Source organism: Blastococcus sp. DSM 46786 (genome assembly GCF_900109665.1).
GTDB classification, from domain to species: Bacteria; Actinomycetota; Actinomycetes; order Mycobacteriales; family Geodermatophilaceae; genus Blastococcus; species Blastococcus carthaginiensis.
Map to the genome: position 1 here is coordinate 40373 of NZ_FOAO01000024.1, position 18322 is coordinate 58694.

General features: G+C 74.8%; 15 protein-coding genes and 1 pseudogene. 8 read left to right on the plus strand and 8 right to left on the minus strand.

The genetic code is table 11. The features are described 5' to 3' along the window. Positions 1–141: 141 nt before the first annotated feature. The gene (locus BMW62_RS19130; protein WP_091934386.1) at positions 142–1350 is read left to right on the plus strand and encodes a globin domain-containing protein; all 1209 of its coding nucleotides are present in this window, start codon (positions 142–144) and stop codon (positions 1348–1350) included. 48 nt (positions 1351–1398) lie between these two features. Here BMW62_RS19130 and BMW62_RS19135 read toward each other — a convergent pair whose 3' ends face one another. Continuing rightward, positions 1399–3240: an ABC transporter ATP-binding protein gene (locus BMW62_RS19135; RefSeq protein ID WP_091934389.1), complete on the minus strand. Its 1842-nt coding sequence runs from the start codon at positions 3238–3240 to the stop codon at positions 1399–1401. Positions 3241–3322: 82 nt separating this feature from the next. Between BMW62_RS19135 and BMW62_RS19140 the strand changes: the two genes are divergently transcribed. Continuing rightward, entirely contained in the window at positions 3323–3739 is a 417-nt protein-coding gene (locus BMW62_RS19140) for a MarR family winged helix-turn-helix transcriptional regulator (protein ID WP_211435198.1), read from the plus strand. Positions 3740–3849: 110 nt separating this feature from the next. Beyond that, positions 3850–4416, plus strand: a complete 567-nt coding sequence (locus tag BMW62_RS19145; RefSeq protein ID WP_139206312.1) for a DUF421 domain-containing protein — start codon at positions 3850–3852, stop codon at positions 4414–4416. Here BMW62_RS19145 and BMW62_RS19150 read toward each other — a convergent pair. Further along, positions 4417–4983, minus strand: a pseudogene (locus tag BMW62_RS19150) (hypothetical protein); the annotation flags it as partial. A 183-nt stretch (positions 4984–5166) separates the two neighbouring features. On the opposite strand from BMW62_RS19150, the gene BMW62_RS19155 reads away from it, so the two are divergent. Together BMW62_RS19155 and BMW62_RS19160 are read left to right on the plus strand one after the other, a co-directional pair. Then, a complete protein-coding gene (locus BMW62_RS19155; protein ID WP_091934398.1) occupies positions 5167–7269 on the plus strand; it encodes a hydantoinase/oxoprolinase family protein in 2103 nt (700 codons plus the stop codon). Further along, complete coding sequence (locus BMW62_RS19160; protein WP_091934401.1) at positions 7266–9140, plus strand: hydantoinase B/oxoprolinase family protein; 1875 nt, start codon at positions 7266–7268, stop codon at positions 9138–9140. The genes BMW62_RS19155 and BMW62_RS19160 overlap by 4 nt, the downstream gene beginning before the upstream one ends. A 129-nt stretch (positions 9141–9269) precedes the next feature. Here BMW62_RS19160 and BMW62_RS22790 read toward each other — a convergent pair whose 3' ends face one another. Then, positions 9270–9437 (minus strand): hypothetical protein, encoded by a 168-nt coding sequence (locus BMW62_RS22790; RefSeq protein ID WP_170852468.1) that lies wholly within the window; start codon positions 9435–9437, stop codon positions 9270–9272. A gap of 180 nt (positions 9438–9617) precedes the next feature. Next, positions 9618–10094: a DnaJ family domain-containing protein gene (locus BMW62_RS19165; RefSeq protein ID WP_091934404.1), complete on the minus strand. Its 477-nt coding sequence runs from the start codon at positions 10092–10094 to the stop codon at positions 9618–9620. Positions 10095–10132: 38 nt separating this feature from the next. On the opposite strand from BMW62_RS19165, the gene BMW62_RS19170 reads away from it, so the two are divergent. From BMW62_RS19170 to BMW62_RS19180, 3 genes are all read left to right on the plus strand, one after another. Further along, a complete protein-coding gene (locus BMW62_RS19170) occupies positions 10133–10654 on the plus strand; it encodes an NUDIX domain-containing protein (RefSeq protein WP_091934502.1) in 522 nt (173 codons plus the stop codon). A 110-nt stretch (positions 10655–10764) separates the two neighbouring features. Then, on the plus strand, positions 10765–11775 hold the full coding sequence (locus tag BMW62_RS19175) for an ATP-dependent DNA ligase (RefSeq protein ID WP_091934407.1): 1011 nt from the start codon (positions 10765–10767) through the stop codon (positions 11773–11775). Between the two features lie 66 nt (positions 11776–11841). Beyond that, positions 11842–13695 (plus strand): diguanylate cyclase domain-containing protein, encoded by a 1854-nt coding sequence (locus tag BMW62_RS19180; RefSeq protein WP_091934410.1) that lies wholly within the window; start codon positions 11842–11844, stop codon positions 13693–13695. Between the two features lie 13 nt (positions 13696–13708). Here the strand turns inward: BMW62_RS19180 and BMW62_RS19185 are convergent, their stop codons facing one another. The 4 genes from BMW62_RS19185 to BMW62_RS19200 all read right to left on the minus strand — a co-directional run bounded on the left by BMW62_RS19185 (position 13709) and on the right by BMW62_RS19200 (position 18322). After that, a complete protein-coding gene (locus BMW62_RS19185) occupies positions 13709–14212 on the minus strand; it encodes a MarR family winged helix-turn-helix transcriptional regulator (RefSeq protein WP_091934505.1) in 504 nt (167 codons plus the stop codon). 46 nt (positions 14213–14258) lie between these two features. Next, on the minus strand, positions 14259–15269 hold the full coding sequence (locus tag BMW62_RS19190) for a sensor histidine kinase (RefSeq protein WP_091934413.1): 1011 nt from the start codon (positions 15267–15269) through the stop codon (positions 14259–14261). A gap of 218 nt (positions 15270–15487) precedes the next feature. Next, positions 15488–17071: a methyl-accepting chemotaxis protein gene (locus tag BMW62_RS19195; protein ID WP_091934415.1), complete on the minus strand. Its 1584-nt coding sequence runs from the start codon at positions 17069–17071 to the stop codon at positions 15488–15490. A gap of 120 nt (positions 17072–17191) precedes the next feature. Beyond that, the gene (locus BMW62_RS19200) at positions 17192–18322 is read right to left on the minus strand and encodes a class I SAM-dependent methyltransferase (RefSeq protein ID WP_244524162.1); all 1131 of its coding nucleotides are present in this window, start codon (positions 18320–18322) and stop codon (positions 17192–17194) included.

The window sequence follows — 18322 nt, forward strand, 5'->3', positions numbered from 1 at the left end:
CGTCGGACGGACCGGTTCCGCGCCCGGGGCGGTGACCATACGGCGCGAGGTGACCTCCCGGGACCGTTCCGGACCTGCCCCGGCACCCCGTGTTGCCTAACGTGGCCCTGGTACGGGGAACCGAGGGGGAAGGAGTTCCGCATGTTGTCCGACAGGTCCGCACCCGTCATCCAGGCCACGCTGCCGGTCGTCGCGGAGAACATCCAGGAGATCGCGCGGCGGTTCTACGCGCACCTGTTCGGGGAGCACCCCGAGCTGTTCGACGGCACGTTCAACCGCGGCAACCAGGCCGAGGGCACCCAGCAGGTCGCGCTCGCCGGTTCCGTGGCGGTGTTCGCCAGCGCGCTGGTGAACCACCCCGACCGGCTGCCCGAGCACCTGATGAGCCGCATCGCCCACAAGCACACCTCGCTGGGCATCACGCCCGAGCAGTACCAGGTGGTGCACGACAACCTGTTCTGGGCGATCGTCGAGGTCCTCGGCGACGCCGTCACGCCCGAGGTCGCCGCCGCCTGGGACGAGGTCTACTGGCTGATGGCCAACGCGCTCATCAACCAGGAGCGCGGCCTGTACAGCGCCCGGGGCGTCCGCCCGGACACCGTCTGGCGGCAGTGGGAGGTCACCGAGAAGACCCCCGAGACCGACGACGTCGTCACCTTCAAGGTCAAGCGGGTCGACGACCGGCTGGTGAAGACCTCGCTGCCCGGCCAGTACGTGACGGTGCGCCCTGTCATGCCCGACGGCGTCCGCCAGCCGCGGCAGTACAGCCTCACCCGCGCCGACGACGGCGAGCACCGCCAGTTCTCCGTCAAGCGGGTGCACGGCGGCGGCACGCCCGACGGCGAGGTGTCGAACCTGCTGCACGACTCGGTCGGTGTCGGCGACCGGCTCGAGCTGTCGGTGCCGTTCGGCGACGTCGTCCTCGACGACTCCGGGCGCCCGGTGGTCTTCGCCAGCGCCGGCATCGGCATCACGCCGATGGCCGGGATGCTCTCGCACCTGGCGCACGCCGGTTCCGGCCTGGACGTACGGCTGTGGCACGCCGACGTCGACGAGGCCTCCTGGGCGCTGCGGGAGCAGGTGGTCGGCGACGTCCACAAGCTGCCCAACGCCTCGGTGCACGTCTGGTTCGAGCAGGGCGACGGGTGCTCGATGCCGGTCGCCGGGGCGCACGCCGGCCAGATGGACCTCTCGCAGGTCGACCTGCCCTGGGGTGCCGTGTATTACCTCTGCGGCCCGCTGCCCTTCATGCAGGCGGTGCGCAGCACGCTCATCGACCGGGGCGTCCCGGCCAGGGACATCCAGTACGAGGTCTTCGGGCCCGACCTCTGGCAGGCCGATCTGGACTGAACCGCGGGGCCGGGGCGGCGCGGCGCGGCGTGGACGACGGCGCGAGCCTCAGCCGGCGAGGGCGGCGTCCCGCTGGGCGAGGCCGGCCAGCCGGGCGTACCGGCCGCCGAGCGCCAGGAGCTCCTCGTGGGCGCCCTGCTCGGCGACCCGGCCGGCGTCCAGGACGACGATGCGGTCGGCGTCGCGCACGGTGGAGAGCCGGTGGGCGATGGTGATGGTCGTGCGGCCGCGGGCGGCCTCGTCCAGCGCGGCCTGCACCGCCCGCTCGGTCTCGTTGTCCAGCGCACTGGTCGCCTCGTCGAGCACCAGCACCCGCGGGTCGCGCAGCAGCGTGCGGGCGATCGCCAGGCGCTGCTTCTCCCCGCCCGAGAAGCGGTGCCCGCGCGCCCCGACCACCGTGTCGTAGCCGTCGGGCAGCGCCGCGATGACGTGGTGCACCTGGGCGCGGCGGGCGGCGTCGACCAGCTCGGCGTCGGTGGCGTCGGGCTTCGCGTGCAGCAGGTTCTCCCGCACCGTGCCGTGCAGCAGGTACGTCTCCTGGGAGACGACGCCGACGACGCGCGCGAGGTCGGCGAGCCGCATGTCGCGCACGTCCACGCCGTCGACCAGCACCCGCCCGGTGGTGGGGTCGTTCAGCCGGGCCACCAGGGAGGCGAGCGTGCTCTTGCCCGAGCCCGTCTCGCCCACCAGCGCCAGGGTGGAGCCGGCGGGCACGGTGACGTCGACGTCGTCGAGCGCGGGCCGCACGCCGTCGGGGTAGCGGAAGCCGACGTGCTCGAAGCGCACCTCCCCGCGCACCCGCGCCGGGTCGACCGGCACGGGGTGGGCCGGGTCGTCGATGTCGACCGGCAGGTCGAGGTACTCGAACACCCGGCTGAAGAGCGCCATCGAGGCGGTGAGCGAGACGCCGATGTCCAGCAGCTGCATGAGCGGGCGGAAGAGCGCGCCCTGCAGCGTGGTGAAGGCGACCAGCGTGCCGATCGTCATGCCGCCCGACGTCGCCGGCAGGCCCGCGGCCAGGTAGATCAGCGCCGGGATGCCGGCGAAGACGACGCTCATCGTGGCCATCCGCCAGCGCCCGGCCAGCTGCGAGCGGACCTCGAGGTCCACGAGGAACTCCGACGTGCCGGCGAAGCGCTGCGACTGCACCGGCCCCGCGCCGAGGGTCTTGCCCAGCAGCACGCCGCTGACGCTGAGCCCCTCCTCGACCTGGGAGTGCAGGTCGGAGAGGTGCCGCTGCCGCTGGGCGGTGATCGTGCGGCGCATGCGGGCCACGCGGCGGGTCAGCCAGATCGCCGGCGGCAGGACGATCAGCGAGAGCAGTGACAGCCGCCAGCTCAGCACCACCATGGCGACGGCCGTGCCGATGACCGTGGTCGCGCTGGAGGCGAACGAGGTGGCGGTCGAGGTGACGACCGACTGCATGCTGCCGATGTCGTTCATCAGCCGCGACTGCACCTCGCCGCCCTTGGTGCGGGTGAAGAAGCCGAGGGACTGGCGCTGCAGGTGGGTGAAGACCGCCGTCCGCAGGCCGTGCATGACCCGCTGGCCGACGGTCGTGCTCATCCACGTCTGCACGACGCCGAAGACGGCCGTGACCACGGTGACGGCGAGCATCCCGCCGACCGCCCACAGCAGCAGCGGCACGTCCTGCTCGGGGATCGCCTCGTCGATGACCAGGCGGATGAGGAAGGGCGTGGCCAGCGCCACGGCCGATGACGCCACGATGAGCGCGACCACGACGGCGAGCTGCCCGCGAAACGGGCGGAACAGCGCCGCGACCCGGCCCCAGCGCACCGGGGACCGCTCCAGCTGGGCGAGGTCGGCCGGGTCGGGCCTGCGGCCGGAATTGCCCCCGCCGCCACCACCGCGGCCTCCGCCGCCGGTCATCGTCTCGCTGATGTCGCCACCTCCAGGTTGCTGAGGTTACCTCACTGTCCGGTAACCGGAGCACCGCCGCTACCATTCCCCCGTGGCGGAGGACCGGACCGGCGAGCTGGGCGACCTGCTGATGCGGGTGGCCCGCACCCAGCGCCGCCGGTGGCGCGACGCGCTGGCCCCCTGGGACCTCTCCCCCCACCAGGCCCGGGCCCTCCGGGTGGTCTGCGAGCGCGAGGGCGTCCGGCTCTCCGACCTGGCGGAGGCGCTGCACATCGCGCCCCGGTCGGCGACCGAGGTGGCCGACGGGCTGCAGGAGCGCGGGCTGGTCGAGCGGTCGCCCGACCCCGCCGACCGCCGGGCGGTGCTGCTGCGGCCGACCGACGAGGGGCGGCGGCTCCGGGGCGAGATCGGCCGCGCGCGGGCCGCCGACTCCGCCGAGCTCTTCGCCCGCCTGGGCCCCGAGGACCGCGCCGCGCTCGCCCGGATCCTGCGCACGCTCGCCGACTGACCGCGCCGGGCGCCTGGCCTGCCGAGCTGTTGCCCCCGGGAGGCGCGCAGCCGCGGCGGCGGACGCCCCCGAGAATGGGGCTGACCCACACCGCCGTCCGGGGAGGCCCGATGAGGGACCAGCTGGGGATCGACTGGCAGACGGCCGGCCTCGTCGTCCTGACCACCGTGTCCATGTACCTGGTGCTGATCCTCTGCGTCCGGCTGGTCGGCCAGCGCAGCCTCGCCACCATGTCCAGCTTCGACCTCGGCTGCGCCATCGCGCTCGGCGCGGTGATCGGCCGGACCGCGCTGCTGCTCGACCCGACCCTGCTCACCGGGGTCGTCGCGATCGTCACCCTCTTCACCACGCAGATCGCGCTGGTGCGGGTCCGGCGCAGCCGCTGGGTGGACCGGCTGCTGAACCGCCCCCCGGTGCTGCTCATGGCCGGGGACGTGCCGCTGCGGGAGAACCTGCGGGCGGCCCACGTCGGCGAGGACGAGCTGCGGCAGAAGCTCCGGCTGGCCGGCATCCGCGACCTCGCCGAGGTGGGCTGCGTCGTGCTCGAGCGCACCGGGGCGGTGAGCGTGGTGCGCAGGTCCGAGCGGCTGGACCCGTGGCTGTTCTCCGACGTGCCCGGCGCCGAGCGCCTCCCCGCGACGGCGGAGGAGCCCGGCGCGCGGCGGGCGCCGGGCTGACTACTGGCGCTCCGGCGGGTGCTCGGCCCGCCAGCGGTCGAACGACTCCAGGAAGGAGGCGGCCATCCGGTTCTCGGTGCGGACCTCCTCGCGGTCCCGGTCGTCGCGCATCCGGTCGGCCAGCGCCATGGTGTTGAACTTGATGGCGCGGAAGTACGGGATGAAGGAGCCGGGCGTGAACGCCCGCTTCGACGGCCGGGGCTCGACGCCCTCCGGGGCCCACGGCCCGGGCTCGGGGAGCGGGGGCAGGCCCAGCCCCTCCAGCGCGGTGAGGAAGGGCTCGTCGTCCGTCCGGTCGGTGAAGTCGCGGGAAAGTTCCCGGAACACCTCCCGGCCGTCGGGGGCGACCGCGATGACGACCGGCCGGAAGATCGAGGCGTCCTCGTCCCAGGCGTCCAGCGGCTTCGCCAGCCGGGAGCCGTCGGGATCGCTCACCCAGCGGTAGGGCACGTGCCAGGTGCGGTCGAACGCGAGCTGCACCTCGGGCGGGTCGACCGAGGCGAGCACGACCTCGGTGCCGGCGGCGGCGAGACGGGGCAGAGACGGGGCCAGGCGGACCGCCTGGGCGCAGCAGTAGGGCTACCAGTCGCCCCGCAGGCCGATCAGGAGCAGGGCCGCGCGGTCGTCGGACCGCAGCGCGAGCAGGTCGGCGGTGTCCATCGGCCCACGGTAGGCATGGGTCCGCGCGGGGCGCACCCGCGGCGGCGGGAGTCTTCCGATCCGGTTATCTCACCGCTAAGGTTTCTTCCCATGAGCGAGCGCCGGGTCCGCATCGGCATCGACACCGGCGGGACGTTCACCGACGTCGTCGCGGTGGACGAGGAGACCGGGCGGACGACCACCACCAAGACGCCGTCCACGCCCGCCGATCCGGCCGAGGGTTTCCTCACCGGCGTCCGCAAGGTGCTGGACCTGATGGGCCTGACCGGCGAGGCGGTGACCGCCGTCAGCCACGGGACGACGGTGGCCACCAACCAGCTGCTCGAGGGCAAGCTGGACCGCCTGGGCTTCATCACCACCGAGGGCTACGAGTCGGTGCTCGAGATCGCCCGCCAGTCGGTGCCCGACGGCTACGGCAACAGCTACTTCTGGGTCAAGCCGCCGCGGATCGTCCCGGCCGACCTGGTCCACACCGTGCGCGGGCGGCTGGACCACACCGGCGCGGAGGTGCGCCCCTTCGACGAGGACGACGCCCGCGCCGCCGCCCGCTTCTTCCGCGACGCCGGCATCACCACCGTCGGCGTCTGCTTCCTGCACGCCTACGCCGACGACGCGCACGAGCGCCGGATGCTCGAGGTGATCCGCGAGGAGCACCCCGACGCCGTGGTGAGCATCAGCTCCGAGGTGCTGCGCGAGTACCGGGAGTACGAGCGCTCGGTGACGACGCTGGTCGACGCCGCCGTGAAGCCGAAGGTCGGCGCGTACGTCACCAACATCCGCACCCGCCTCGACGAGATCGCGCCCGGCGTGCCGTTCTACGTCATGAAGAGCAACGGCGGCGTGCTCTCGGCCGCCGAGGTGGTGCACCAGCCGATCACCACGATGCTCTCCGGCCCGGCCGCCGGGGCGCTGGGCGCGGCGCTGATCGCGGGCACCGCCGGGTTCGACCGGGTGCTCACCTGCGACGGCGGCGGCACCTCCACCGACGTCACGGTGGTCATCGACGGGGAGCCCGCGCTCACCACCGAGGGTTCGGTGGGCGACTACCCGTCCAAGATCCCGATGATCGACGTCGTCACCGTGGGCGCGGGCGGCGGCTCCATCGCCTGGCTCTCGCCGGAGGGCACGCTCAAGGTGGGCCCGAAGTCGGCCGGTGCCGACCCCGGCCCGATGTGCTACCGGAACGGCGGCGACCAGCCGACCGTCACCGACGCCCACGTCGTCCTCGGCCGGATCCCCCCGCACCTGCTGGGCGGCGAGATCCCGCTGTCGGTCGATGCCGCGCGGGACGGGCTGCAGCAGCTCGGCGCGAAGCTGGACATGGACCTCGAGCGGGCGGCCACCGGGATCCTGGAGATCTCCGCGTGGAACCAGGCCAACGCGCTGCGCCAGGTGACCGTGGCCAAGGGCCTGGACGTCCGGGACTTCACGCTGACCACCTTCGGCGGCTCGGGCTCGCTGCTGGCCTGCCGGCTCATGGACATCCTCGGCCTGCCCCGCACCCTGGTGCCGCCGAACCCGGGCAACGTCAGCGCCTTCGGCCTGCTCACCGTCGACGTCCGCAACGACTACGTGCAGACCGTGATCAGCCGGCACGCCGACCTGGACCTGGCCCGGGTGCGCGCCGTCTACGCCGACCTCGAGGCCCAGGCGCAGGTCGCCCTGGACGGCGAGGGCTTCGGCCGCGACCAGCAGCGCATGCAGCGGACGGCGGACCTGCGCTACGTCGGCCAGGCGTTCGAGGTGCGGGTGCCGGTCGCCGACGGCGAGCTCGACGCCGAGGCCACCGAGGCGGTGGCGCGGGAGTTCCACGCCGCGCACCGCCAGCTGTACGGCTACGACTTCGCCGACGACCCGCGCCAGGCCGTGGAGTGGGTGAACCTGCGGGTCAGCGGGATCGGCCCGATCCGGCGTCCCGACCTCGTCGAGCTGGCGCCGGCCGACGGCGGGACGGACCGGGCCGTCACGGGCTCCCGTCCCGTCTTCTTCGACGCTGTGCAGCCGTCGTCGTCCTCCGGAGGCGACTGGGTGGAGACGCCGACCTACGACCGCCTGCGCCTGGCCCCCGGCGACGTCGTCAGCGGCCCGGCGATCGTCGAGGAGTTCGGCTCCACCGTCCCGGTGCACCCCGGCTTCGCCGCCACCGTGGACGCCTACGGAAACCTGCTGCTCACGAAGGAGACCGGCCGATGAGCCTCACCGACGCCACGACCGCCGACCCGGTGCTCGTCGAGATCGTCGCCGGCACGCTGGCCGCGATCGAGAAGGAGGTCGAGACCTCCATCGGCCGCACCTCCCGCTCCCCGATGATCCGCGACGCGCACGACTTCCGGGCCGGCATCCACGACCGGCTGCTGCGCAAGCTCACCGGCCGCTCGTACTCCGCGCTGGTGCAGCCGGTCGTGCGGGACTACCCGCTGGACTCGATGAACCCCGGCGACGTCTACTTCCACAACGACGTCTACCTCTCCGAGGGCGGGATCGGCCACCTGCCCGACCTCTGCGTCACCGTGCCGGTCTTCGCGCACGTGAACGGCGCCGAGAGGGTGGTCGCCTTCATCCAGGCGTTCGGCCACCACGACGACATCGGCGGCGCCGTGCCGGGCTCGATGCCGTCGGCGGCGACCAGCGTGTACGAGGAGGGCCTGATGGTCCCCCCGATCAAGCTGTGGGACCGCGGCGTGCCCAACGAGAGCGCGCTGAAGATCATGACCCGCAACTCGCGGATGCCCGACTCGCTCGCGGCCGACCTCGATGCGGAGTGCTCGGCCTGCCTGGCGGGCGCCCGCCGGCTCGGGGAGCTGTTCGAGCGGTACGGCGTGCAGGCCGTGGAGGCCGCCTTCGACGCGATCCTCGACAGCTCCACCGAGGTGTACCGGCGGGAGATCCTGTCGCAGATCCCCGACGGCACCTACGTCTGGGAGGACTACGCCGAGCACGACGGCGTCGAGGAGCCGCAGCTGCACCGGCAGCGGATCACGCTGACCATGGACTCCTCGGAGGAGACGCCGCTGGTCATCGACTTCACCGGCACCGGCCCGCAGGCCAAGGGACCGATCAACCACTGCGGCGACTACGCCGACGGCAACTTCCTCAAGAAGTGGCTGGCGCCGATCCTGCGCAACCTGGCCGAGACGCCGGAGCGCATGGCGCAGCTCGACGTCAACGAGGGCGTCGTCCCGCTGATCGAGATGCGCTTCCCGGAGAAGGGCACGCTGCTCACCCCGATCTTCCCGGCGCCGACCAACGCCCGGACGTTCGTCATCCTGCGGCTGCTCGGCGTGCTCGCCGGGGTGCTGGCGAAGGCCACCGGCGGCCGCATGCCCGCCGACCAGGAGACGATCCGATACACCGGCGTCTACGGCACGGACTTCGACGGCGAGCCGTACCTGATGCGCGAGGTGCTGGGCGGCGGCTCGGGCGGGCGCTACTACGCCGACGGCGAGGACACCATCCACGTCGTCCCCGACTCGCGGAACCTGCCGACGGAGTTCACCGAGGGCCGCTTCCCGCTGCGGGTCGAGCGGCTGGGGCTGGCGATGGACTCCGGCGGGCCGGGGCGCTACCGCGGCGGCTGCGGCTACGAGAAGCACATCCGCGTGCTGCGCGACGCCCACTTCATGTCGATCGCCGACCGCTCGATCCTCGCCTGCTGGGGCGTCAAGGGCGGCAAGGCCGGGCGGCCGTTCCAGATCACCGTCGACCCGGGCGGCCCGGACGAGCACGACGTCGACGCGCTCGCCGACGCCGAGCCGCTGAAGGCCGGCACCGTGGTGCGCATTCGGACGACGGGCGGCGGCGGCTGGGGCGACCCGCTGGACCGGCCGGTCGACGAGGTGCTGCGCGACATCTCCTGGCGGAAGGTGTCGGTCGCCGGCGCCCGGGAGGACTACGGCGTCGTCGTCCTCGAGTCGGGTGAGGCCGACCTGGCCGCCACCGAGGAGCTGCGGGCCTCCCTGCGGGGCGCCCGCACCGGCGACGAGCCGTTCTTCGACCGCGGGCCCGGCTACGCCACCCTCTCCGGCGGTGCGGCGTTCAACGAGTTCGACGTCCTGCCGGGGTAGCCGGCGGAGCCGTGCAGGGGTCCCGAGGACAGTCGCTCTCTGCCCCGTCGAGCGGGGCAGAGAGCGACTGCGCCCGGCACGGGACACCGTCCGGCCCAGGTCGCGGCGCGGGACGGGTTCCCGCCCGGCTCACGTCACGGGATCGGCGGTCCCGGCGTCCGGCTTGGCCTGGTTCCCGTCCTGGCCCTCGTCACCCCCGGTGGACGTGTCCTGCTCGACGCCCTCCGGGGTGATCGGGGTCTCCTCGAGCACGTTCTCCCGGGCCTCGTCACGGTCGGTCCCTGGTACCTCGGTCATGTCGGCCTCCTCCTCGGCGGATCCGGCCCCTACCCCGGCCCCACGCCGCCGACGCGGGTTCCGCCACGAGCGGACGCCGCGGCACCCGCTCCACCGGCCCGGCCGCGCAGCGCCTCCGCCGCACCCAGACGGTGTCGACGCCGGCCTGCGCCGGCGCTGAGGCCGCGGGCCCGGCGGCGCTCAGCCGCGCCGGCGCCACCAGCGCCGGCGCACGGGGGGCGCGGGCGGGGCGGGAGCCGGCTCCTCGGCGGGTCGGTCGCGCCGCCAGCCCTCGACCAGCGCCTCGACGTCGGCCAGCCCCGGCACCGGCGACCACCGGCTGGGCTGCGGGGTGCGCCAGAAGGCCTCGACCCGCGCGTTGTAGTCCTCGGCCAGCGCCCGGACCGCCTCCTCCGTGCCCAGCCGGGCCGCGCGCTGCGGGAGCACGTCGCGCTCCCGGCGCAGGGCGAGGCCGGGGGGCAGCATCTCCGCGGTCTCGATGCCCTCGCGCCGGGCCTTGGCCACGACCCAGTCGTAGGCGGTGGTGTCGCGCTCCAGGCCCGCGATCGGCTTGCCGGCGCCGTCCAGGCCGTCGAAGTCACCGCGCTCCCGGGCACGCGCGATCTGGGTGTCCACCCAGGTCTCGAAGGAGACCCCCGGCGGCTTGCGCTCGGTCATCGCCGTCCATGGTCCACGTCTCTGGCACGCTCGCCACCGTGCGGACGACGAGCAGCCGGGAGGTGTACCGCAACCCGTGGATCCGGGTGCGGGAGGACAGCGTCGAGCGGGCCGACGGGTCCCGCGGCGTCTACGGCGTGGTGGAGAAACCCCACTTCGCCCTGGTGCTGCCCGCCGAGCGGGACGGTTTCTGGCTGGTGCAGCAGCACCGCCACCCGCTCGGCCGCCGCGCCTGGGAGTTCCCGCAGGGCACCTGGACCCAGGGCGCGGAGGGCTCGGCCGAGGAGCTCGCCCGGGCGGAGCTCGCCGAGGAGACGGGGCTGCGCGCCGGCACGCTGACCCACCTCGGCCACCTCGACCTGGCGCCGGGGCTCTCCACGCAGGAGTTCGACGTCTGGCTGGCGACAGGGCTCGTGCCCGGCCCTCCCGCGCGGGAGGCGACCGAGGCCGACATGGTGACCGCGTTCGTCCCCGAGCAGGAGCTGCGGGCGATGATCCGCGACGGCCGCTTCACCGACGGGCCCTCGCTGGCGGCCTACGCGCTGCTGCTTCTCGGCTGAGAGGCCGCCCCGCGCCCGGGTGGCGACGGAGCGTGGTGACCGGCCCCCGAACGGGTGTGCCGACCCGCCGCCGGCGTGCGCGGCGCCCGGGCTCCCCGCAGGCTGTCCCGGTGCCCCTGTCCGCCCCGGGTCTGCCCGCGCTGCCGCCCGAGCTCGCCGGGCCCGTCGCCGTGGAGCTGGCCAAGCCGGTCCGCCAGATCCCGTCGCCCGCCGCGCTGAGCGGGGGGTGCCGGTACGAGCCCAAGTGGGACGGCTACCGGCTGGTGGTCGTGCGCGACCGCAGCGCCACCCGGCTGTGGTCCAAGCAGGGGCGCGACCTCACCGACCGCTTCCCCGACGTCGCCGCCGCCGCGCTCGCCCAGGTTCCTCCCGGCACCGTGGTCGACGGCGAGGTCGTCATCTGGCACGACGACCGGCTCGATTTCGGCCTGCTGCAGCAGCGCATGGTGACCTCGGCCGGGCGCATCGCGGCGCAGGTCTCCACCGCGCCCGCCTCCTACGTGGCCTTCGACCTGCTGGCCGCCGGTGGGGAGGACCTGCGCGGCCGGACGTTCACCCGGCGCCGCGCCGCCCTCGAGCAGCTGGCCGCCCGCTGGGCCCCGCCGATGCAGCTCTCCCCGGTGACCGCCGACCCCGCCGAGGCGCGGAGGTGGTTCGACGACTTCCGCCCGGCCGGCGTCGAGGGGCTGGTCGTGAAGGGGGCGGCGACCCGCTACGCCCCCGGGCGCCGGGAGTGGCTGAAGGTCAAGAGCTGGGAGACGACCGAGGTGCTGGCCGGCGGCGTCATCGGTGACCTGGACCGGCCGAGCCAGCTGGTGGCCGGCCGCTACCGCGACGGCGAGCTCGTCGTCGTCGGCCGGAGCAGCCCGCTCTCGCCCGCCCAGTCCGCCGAGCTGGCCGCCGTGCTCCGCCCCGCCGGCCCGGACCACCCCTGGCCCGAGCGGATCGGCACCGGCCGGTTCGGCGGCGGCCGCCTGGCCGTGCCCCTCACGCGCGTGGAGCCGAGCGCCGTCGTCGAGGTGAGCGCCGACGCCGCTCTGCAGGCCGGGGTGTTCCGCCACCCCCTGCGCTTCGTCCGGGTGCGCCCCGACCTCCGCCGCGAGGACCTCCCCGCGATCTGAGGGGGGGCCCTCCCCCCTGCGGGTGAACCGGATCACCCACCCGCGGTCGGCGGCCGATGGGATCGGGTGACCACCTCTCCCTCCCGGGCCCCGGCCACCGCGCGCGCCGCGTGGTGCCACGCCGGGCTGGCCGCGGTCGTGGCGCTCCTCGTGTCCACGGTCGTGCCGATCGGTCCCTGGCGACCGGCGGCCGAGGTGCCGCTCTTCCTGCTCGGCGTGGCGGCCGGCGCCACCGCGCTGCGCGACCACCGGTCACCGCTGACCACCGCCTGGCGCGCGCTCTGCGTGGGGCTGGCCTGCTTCGCCGCCAGCAGTGCGGTGGAGACGCCGGCCCTCGCCGGCGTGCTCCCGGGGCCGCTCGGCACCGTGGAGTCCGGTCTCGACGTCGCTGCCTACCTGGCGGTCGTGGTGGGCGCGATCGCGGTCGTGCGCGGCCCCCGGCGGCGCGACTGGGCCGCCACCGGCGACACCGCGACCTTGCTGCTGGCCGCCGGGCTCGCCGTCCTCGCCATCGTCGGCGGCCGGCACGACGTGCCGGCCGACCTGCTCGAGACCGGCATCGGCACGCCGCTGATCACCGTGGTGCTCCTCATCGTCTGCGTCCCGCTGGCCATGGCCCGCGGCCGTCGGTCGGTGAGCTCCCTGGCCCTGCTCGCCGCGGGGGTCCTCACCGTCGCCGGCTACGCCGGACGCCTGGTGGCCGGACCGCTCCGCGAGAACCCCTGGCTGGACCCGCTGCCGCTGCTGGCGATCGCCGCCCTCGTGCTCGCCATGCGGCACCCGTCGGTCCGCGCCCTGGGCGCACGCCCCGAAACCGAGCAGGAGGCCGCGTCGAGCCGGGTCCTCGGCCTGGGCGCCGCCCTGCTGATCAGCCCGGCGCTGCTGCTCCTGTGGAGCATCGGCCACGGCGGCGTCGGCTACCTCCTGGGCCTGGGCAGCACGCTGCTCACCGGGCTGGCGCTGTGGCGGCTGGCAGCGCTGACCCGCGAACGCGAACGGGCCCGGGCCGCCCTGGCCGCCGGCGAGGCACGCCTCCAGATCCTGCTCGAGAACGCCGCCGACGTCATCGCCATCGTCGACGCCGCGGGATCGGTCGCGTACATGAGCCCGGCGGTCCAGTCGCTCCTCGGCCGCCCCCCGGCGGACTACGTCGGGCGCGACGCCATCTCGCTGGCCGATCCCCGCGACCAGCCGCGCCTGCAGGCTGCTGTCGCCGCGGCCGGCCGCTCGCCGGGCGGCGGCTCCGGCGTCGTGGACACCGACATCCGCGTCCAGCACAGCTCGGGCGGCACCCGGTGGGTGGAGATGCGGATCAGCGGTCGCGTGGACGCCGTCGGCATCGAGGGCTGGGTCGTGAACTTCCGCGAGGTCACCGACCGGAAGCTGTTCGAGGACGAGTTGCGGCGCCAGGCGCGCACCGACCCCCTGACCGGGCTGCTCAACCGGACCGCCTTCAACGAGCGGCTCGCCTCCGCGACCGCCGACGCCGGACCGGGCACCTCGCCGGCGGTGCTCTTCGTCGACGTCGACGATTTCAAGGACGTGAACGACACCCTGGGGCACGCGGCCGGGGACGAGCTGCTGCTGGCCGTCGCCGCCCGGCTCTCCGCCGGCGTGCGCGGGGAGGACGTGGTCGCGCGGCTGGGCGGTGACGAGTTCGCCCTCCTGCTGGCCGACGCCGATGCCGTGCGGCTGCGCGAGGTCGCCGACCGGCTGCTGACCGCGCTGCGCGCGCCGGTCCGGGTCGGCACCCGCACCATCACCGTGACCGTGACCGCCAGCATCGGCGGCGCGCTCGGGACGGCCGGCTGCACCGCCGAGGAGCTGCTGCACCGCGCCGACACCGCCATGTACGCCGCCAAGCGGACCGGCAAGGACTCGCATGTCCTGCTGGGGGCGGCGGAGGACGCGCTGCCCTGACGGAACGGGCGGCTCAGGGCTGCTGCGGCACCCGCCCCAGGCCCACGAGAAGGCGGCGCAGCAGCGCCGCCAGCTGCTCCCGGTCCTCCGACGGCAGCGCCTCCAGCAGCCGCCGCTCGGTCTCCAGGTGATCGGGCAGCGCCGCGTCCAGCGCCGCGCGCCCCGCGTCGGTGAGCGTGACGACGACGGCCCGGCCGTCGGCCTCGCTGCGCTCGCGGGTGATCAGGCCCCGCTCCTCCAGCCGGTCCAGCCGCTGCGTGATCGCGCCGGAGGTGACCAGCGCCGTGCGCATGAGGGCGGTCGGCGTGAGCTGGTAGGGCGCGCCCGCCCGCCGCAGGGCCGCCAGCACGTCGAAGGACGGCGCGTCGAGGCCATACCGGGCGAACGTGGCCCGCTGGGCGAGGTGGACCTCGCGCTGGAGCTGGGTGATGCGCCCGACGATCCCCATCGGCGAGCAGTCGAGGTCCGGACGCTCCCGGGCCCACTGCTCGAGGATCAGGTCGACGGCGTCCTCCACGTCGCTCACCGTAACGGCCCCGGCGGCGCAGACGGATCGGCGCGCATCAGCGCAGGCGGGAGCTGAGCCGGACGGTGAAGCCGGCCGGCCCCGGGACCAGGTCGACGTGGTCCCAGAGCTTGCGGGTCAGCCACAGGCCCATGCCGCCCTTCGCGAGGTCCACGCCGTGCGCCGGGTGGAAGCCGGGGAAGGGGACGTCGGTGCCGTGCCCCTGGTCGGTGATGGCGCACACCAGCCGCTCGCCGTCGCCCCACACGCGGGCCGACACGGGGCGGGCCCCGTGCCGGAAGGCGTTGCTGGCGATCTCGCTGGCGGCGAAGTGCAGGTCGGCGGCCTGGTCGGGATCGGGCACCCGGGCCTGGATCACCGTCCGCAGGAGCCGGCGCAGCTCGGAGAGCGACGGGGCGTCGTCCACCGCCAGCGCCGGGGCCTGCCCCTCCAGCGGCTCACGGGGCACCGGCAGCCGGCGCGCGTAGCCGGCAGGGTCCTCGAAGGCCCCGCTCGGGACCACCCGGCCGCCGGTGAGCACCCAGGGGTGCGTGGCGGCCACGCCGGCGAGCACCTCGGCGGAGAGCTCGCGGCGGTCGAGCAGGCACAGGCCCGACACCGGCCGGGCGGCCAGCAGCAGGTTCGCGGCGGCCTCGTAGCGCAGCCCCTCGCACCAGTCGCGCGGTGTCGGCCCGAACCGGACCTGACCCGCGACCCGCAACCGGCCCGATCCGGTGCCCCGCGCCCGCCGCACCAGGTCGCGGCCGGCGGCGACGGCGTCGGGCACCGTCGTGCCGAGGAGGCACAGCCGGGTGTCCTCCTCGACCGTTCCGGCACGCTCGCCCAGCGCACCGGTGACCAGCGCCGCCGTCTCCGGGGGGCAGGAGAGGACGACCAGGTCGTCCGCCCGCAGCCCCTCGTCGATGTAGGGCAGGACGGCGGCCAGCAGCTCCTCGTCGGAGCCGACCGGCGCGGCGAGGTGCGCGACGCCCGGGAGGGTGTCCACCGGGCGGGCACGGGAACGGTCGGGCGCAACCGTCGCCGCGCCCTCGCCGGTTCCCTGCTCCATCCGGTCTCCTGCACCCTCGGACCGGAACCTTCCCGGCCGACTGGTTGAGCATTCTGCGACATCGTCGGTCAGGTCCCGCACCGGGGCGCGGCGAACGACCGGTCCTCACCCCTCGGGGCGACCGCAGAGGCCCGGACGCGACCGGTGGCGGTGGGGTCGGACCCCACCGCCACCGGCCGGTCGCGCCGCGCCGCGCCGCGCCCACGGCTACCGGCGGGTCAGCTCTGGAACGCCCCGGCCACCTTCCGCAGCTCACCGGACATGCGCACGAGATCGTCCGCCGCGGTCTGCATCGCGGCCACCCCTGCGGAGGTCTCCTGAGCACCCTGGGCCACCTCGCCGACGGTGCCGGCGATCGACCGGCCGCTCTCCGCGGCGTCCCCGATCGCCCGGCTCATCTCGTTCGTCGTCGCGGTCTGCTCCTCGACGGCGGAGGCGATCGTCGTCTGGTAGTCGTTGATCTCCGCGATGATCGCGGTGACGCTGCCGATCGCCTGGACGGCGCTGCCCGTGTCGGTCTGGATGGCCTCGACCCGCCTGGCGATGTCCTCGGTGGCCTTCGCCGTCTCCTGCGCCAGCTCCTTGACCTCGTTGGCGACGACGGCGAAGCCCTTGCCGGCCTCACCGGCCCGCGCGGCCTCGATCGTGGCGTTCAGCGCCAGCAGGTTCGTCTGCTCGGCGATGCTCGTGATGACCTTCACCACGTTGCCGATCTCCGCCGAGGACTCCCCCAGCTTGCCGATCGTGGCCGAGGTCGACTCCGCCGCGGACACCGCGCTGCCGGCGATGCGCGCGGCCTCGGCGGCGTTGTGCGCGATCTCGCGGATGGATGCGCCCATCTCCTCCGCGCCCGCGGCGACCGCCTCGATGCCGTTGCTCACCTCGCGGGTGGCCTCGGTGACGTCCCGGGCCTGGCCCTGCGAACGATCGGCCGTGCCGGCGATCGACTCGCTGGTGGACGACAGGGTGCGGGCGGCCTCCTCGAGCAGCTGCGATGCCTGGCCGACCTCGCGCACGACGCCGGAGACCCGCCCCAGCGTGGTGTTCACCGCGCCGGCGAGCTGGTCCAGCTCGGTCCTCCCGGCCCCCTCGTCGAGCCGGCGCTGCAGGTCACCGGTGCTCAGCACCTCGGTCATGGTGCGCAGCGGCCGGCTGATGCTGCGGGAGATGACCAGCGACAGGGCCACGATGAGCAGGCACACCGGTGCGACCCAGAGCGCCATGACGAGCAGCTCCGCGCGGAAGGCGCCGTCGAGGTCGGCGACGTAGATGCCGGACCCGACCACCCAGCCCCACGGCTCGTAGCCGGTCACGTAGGAGACCTTGGGCTGCGGCTCCTCCTCGCCAGGCTTCGGCCACAGGTAGTCGACGAAGCCGCTGCCCTCGGCCTCGACGACCTCCACGAACTCCACGAAGAGCTTCTTGCCGTCGGGGTCCTCGTTGGCCGAGAGGTCCTGCCCGTCGAGCTCCGGCTTGATGGGGTGCATGACCATGCGGGGGGTCATGTCGTTGATCCAGAAGTACTCCTCGCCGGAGTACCGCAGGCCACGGACCGCGGCGACGGCCGCCGCCTGCGCCTCCTCCCGGGTCAGCTCGCCCGCCGCCTCCCGCTCGCCGAAGTGGGCGATCACACCCAGCGCGGCCTCGACGGCCACCCGGGCCTGGCTGCGCTGCTCCTCCTCGATCGTCGAGCGCACCTGCAGTGCCCCGATCACGGCGATCGTCGCCATCCCGATCACCGCGACGAGCACCAGCGTCATCAGACGGGTGCTCACCTTCACGCGGCGCAGTCGCCCGGTCATGGATGCTCCTTCGGTCGGATCCTCTCCTCCCGTGGTCGGGCCGCGCGGCGCAGGCTCAACTCGAACGGACCCACCGATGCCGGATGGTGACCTGGATCGCCATGCGGGATCCACCGACCCTCAGCGCCGCCGCGACACCGTCACCGTGAACTTCGGGTCCCGGTGGGCCACCCGGGTCGGCCCGACCACCCGGTTCAGCGCCGGGCGGTAGCGCAGCGCCGAGTTGTAGACCGTCCACAGCTCGCCGCCGGGGCGCAGCAACCGCGCCGCCGCCGCGAACAGCCGGTCGGCGGCCGTCGTCACCACCGCCGCACCCACGTGGAACGGCGGGTTGCAGACCACCAGGTCCACCGAGCGGTCCGGCACGGTCGCGGCGGCGTCGTCACGGCGGACCTCCACCCGGTCGGCGACGCCGTTGGCGGCCGCCGTCGCCGCGGCGGAGGCGACGGCCGCGGCGGACTGGTCCACGGCAAGGACGCGCAGCTCCGGGCGGTCGCGGGCCAGCAGCGCGGCCAGGACGCCGGTGCCGCAACCGAGGTCCACGGCGGTCCGCGCACCGGGCGCCATCTCCGGGAGCGCCCGCAGCAGCGCCCGGGTGCCGATGTCGATCCGCGTGCCGGCGAAGGCTGCCCCGTGGGCGCACACCGTCAGGCCGAGGTCCGGGTGCTCCTGGCGCCGGGGGAACGACGACGGGCGCGGCTTCGGCCCGCGGGCCACCAGCACCCGGGACTTCTGCCGCGCCAGCGTCGCCTGCACCTCGCCGAAGGAGGCGCCGAGGACGTCGTTCATCGCGTGCGTCATGTGCTTGACCCGGCCGCCCACCAGGACGGTGACGTCGGGGGCCGCAGCCCCGGCGACCACCTCGGCGATCTCGCGCAGCGCGTCCAGCCCCTTGGGCGCCTTGACGAGCACCACCCGCGCCCCGGCCGCCAGCTCGGGGCCCAGCGGCAGGGACCGGGACGAGCCGGCCAGGCCGACGCGCTCGGCGTTCGCGGCCAGCGCCCGCTCCCCCACCAGCAGGTCCTGGCCCACCCGCACGCCGGTCCGCCCGTGCCGGGCGACGAGCCCCAGCGCGAGCGCGCCGTAGGAGTCGTCGACGACGGCGACCTCGCCCGGCCCGCAGCCGGGGACCAGCTCGGCCGCGAGGTCCAGCAGCAGCCGGTCGGTCGCGTCGACGGCGACCAGGTCGGGCGCCTCGACGTCCGGGGTGCGCCGGAGCGCGCCCAGGACCTCGTCGGGGGTCAGCGCCAC

Excerpts from the sequence above, each read along its gene's own strand:
- BMW62_RS19130 (WP_091934386.1), top strand. The coding sequence starts at position 142 with ATGTTGTCCGACAGGTCCGCACCCGTCATCCAGGCCACGCTGCCGGTC.
- BMW62_RS19135 (WP_091934389.1), bottom strand. The coding sequence starts at position 3,240 with ATGACCGGCGGCGGAGGCCGCGGTGGTGGCGGCGGGGGCAATTCCGGC.
- BMW62_RS19145 (WP_139206312.1), top strand. The coding sequence starts at position 3,850 with ATGAGGGACCAGCTGGGGATCGACTGGCAGACGGCCGGCCTCGTCGTC.
- BMW62_RS19155 (WP_091934398.1), top strand. The coding sequence starts at position 5,167 with ATGAGCGAGCGCCGGGTCCGCATCGGCATCGACACCGGCGGGACGTTC.
- BMW62_RS19160 (WP_091934401.1), top strand. The coding sequence starts at position 7,266 with ATGAGCCTCACCGACGCCACGACCGCCGACCCGGTGCTCGTCGAGATC.
- BMW62_RS22790 (WP_170852468.1), bottom strand. The coding sequence starts at position 9,437 with ATGACCGAGGTACCAGGGACCGACCGTGACGAGGCCCGGGAGAACGTG.
- BMW62_RS19165 (WP_091934404.1), bottom strand. The coding sequence starts at position 10,094 with ATGACCGAGCGCAAGCCGCCGGGGGTCTCCTTCGAGACCTGGGTGGAC.
- BMW62_RS19190 (WP_091934413.1), bottom strand. The coding sequence starts at position 15,269 with ATGGAGCAGGGAACCGGCGAGGGCGCGGCGACGGTTGCGCCCGACCGT.
- BMW62_RS19195 (WP_091934415.1), bottom strand. The coding sequence starts at position 17,071 with ATGACCGGGCGACTGCGCCGCGTGAAGGTGAGCACCCGTCTGATGACG.